1 protein-coding gene is annotated in these 1,672 nt (G+C 74.5%); it reads right to left on the minus strand.

The features are described 5' to 3' along the window. A partial coding sequence (locus ACFXPK_RS32840) for an amino acid adenylation domain-containing protein (RefSeq protein WP_385080813.1) occupies positions 1 to 1,602 on the minus strand: 1,602 nt, incomplete at its 3' end. Positions 1,603 to 1,672: the final 70 nt, after the last annotated feature.

Here is a 1,672-nt window from a genome sequence, read left to right on the forward strand (position 1 = left end):
GCGGACGGTGACGACGGCCTGGGCGATCGCGGGGTGGCCGGCCAGCAGCGACTCGACCTCGCCGGGTTCCACCCGGAAGCCCCGGATCTTCACCTGGTCGTCCGCCCGCGCGACGAACTCCAGCGCGCCGTCGGCACGTCGGCGCACCAGGTCTCCGGTGCGGTACATCCGGGCGCCCGCTCCTTCGAACGGGCAGGCCACGAACCGTTCCGCGGTGAGTCCGGCCCGGCCGACGTAACCACGGGCGAGTCCGGCGCCGGAGATGTACGCCTCGCCGGCGACGCCCACCGGGACCGGTTCGAGGGCGGCGTCGAGGACGTACACACCGGTGTTGTCCAGCGGGCGGCCGATCGGGACGACGTCGCCGATGGTGTCGGGGTCGGTCAGCGGGATCTGGGTGCCGATGACGGTCACCTCGGTCGGTCCGTAGCTGCTGCGGACGACGATGCCGGGGGCGGCCTCCATGACCCGGCGTACGGCCTCCCTGGGCACCACGTCGGCGCCGGTGAGCACGTCGTGGACACCGGCGAAGGCGCCGGGGTCCTCCTCGGCGATGACCCGGAACAGTCCGGCGGTCAGGTGGGCGTGGGTGAGTCCGTGGTCGCCGACGAGGGACCGCAGCCGGGCGGCGTCGGTCCGGCCGGGCGGGGTGACGACGAGTTCGCCGCCGGTGAGCAGCCGTACCCACAGCTCGACGGTGGAGCCGTCGAAGGTGTGGGGCGCGGCGAACATGCCGCGGGCGGTGCCGGGGAACTGCCAGCAGCGGTCACCCGCGAGATCGACGACATCGCGGTGGGTTGCCCCGATGCCCTTGGGCTCTCCGGTGGAGCCGGAGGTGAACATGATGTAGGCGAGCTGGTCGGGCAGGCTGCGTCCGGCGACGGCGGTGGCGGGCCGGCCGGCCCACTCCGCGTCCCCGGCGTCGGCGACGACGACGGTGTCGACCAGGCCGCGCGCCTCCTCGGCGTACCGGCCGTCGGCCAGGCACACACCGACTCCGGTGCGGTGGAGCATCTCGCGGGTGCGGGAGACCGGCTGGGCGGGGTCGAGGGTGAGGTAGGCGCCGCCCGCCTTGAGGACGGCGAGGAGGGTGGTGACGACGTCCGGGGAGCGGTCCATGACGACGCCGACCGGTGTCTCCGGGCCGACGCCGAGGTCGACGAGGTGGTGGGCGAGCCGGTTGGAGCGGGCCTCCAGTTCGCCGTAGGTGATCTGCTCGTCCTGGCAGATCAGGGCGAGCGCCTTCGGCGCGCGGGAGGCGCGGATGGCGAACACCTCGGGGACGGTGAGGGCCAGGGTGTCGCTGCGGGCTCCGCTCGACTCGCCGAGCAGGCGGGTGCGCTCGGCACTGTCGAAGAGGTCGATGCGGGCGACGGGCCGGGTGGGGTCGGCGGTGGCGGCGTCCAGGACGCGCAGCAGGCGGCCGACGAGGCTCAGGGCGGTGGAGTGGTCGAAGAGGTCGGTGGCATAGGTGAGTCCGCCGGTCATGCCGTCGGGCGCGCCGGTCCCGTCGTGCAGTTCGACGACCTGGAAGTCGAGGTCGACCTTGGCCGTGGTGGTTTTGCCGGGTCGGGGCGCGGCGGGGTGGGCGGGGCGCGGCACGTGGGGCGGGGGGGGGTTGTGGACGGCGCGCGGGGCCGGGTCGGAGGGTTCACGGTGGGGGTGGGGGGGC

The sequence above is a fragment of the Streptomyces sp. NPDC059142 genome (genome assembly GCF_042755665.1).
GTDB lineage: Bacteria > Actinomycetota > Actinomycetes > Streptomycetales > Streptomycetaceae > Streptomyces.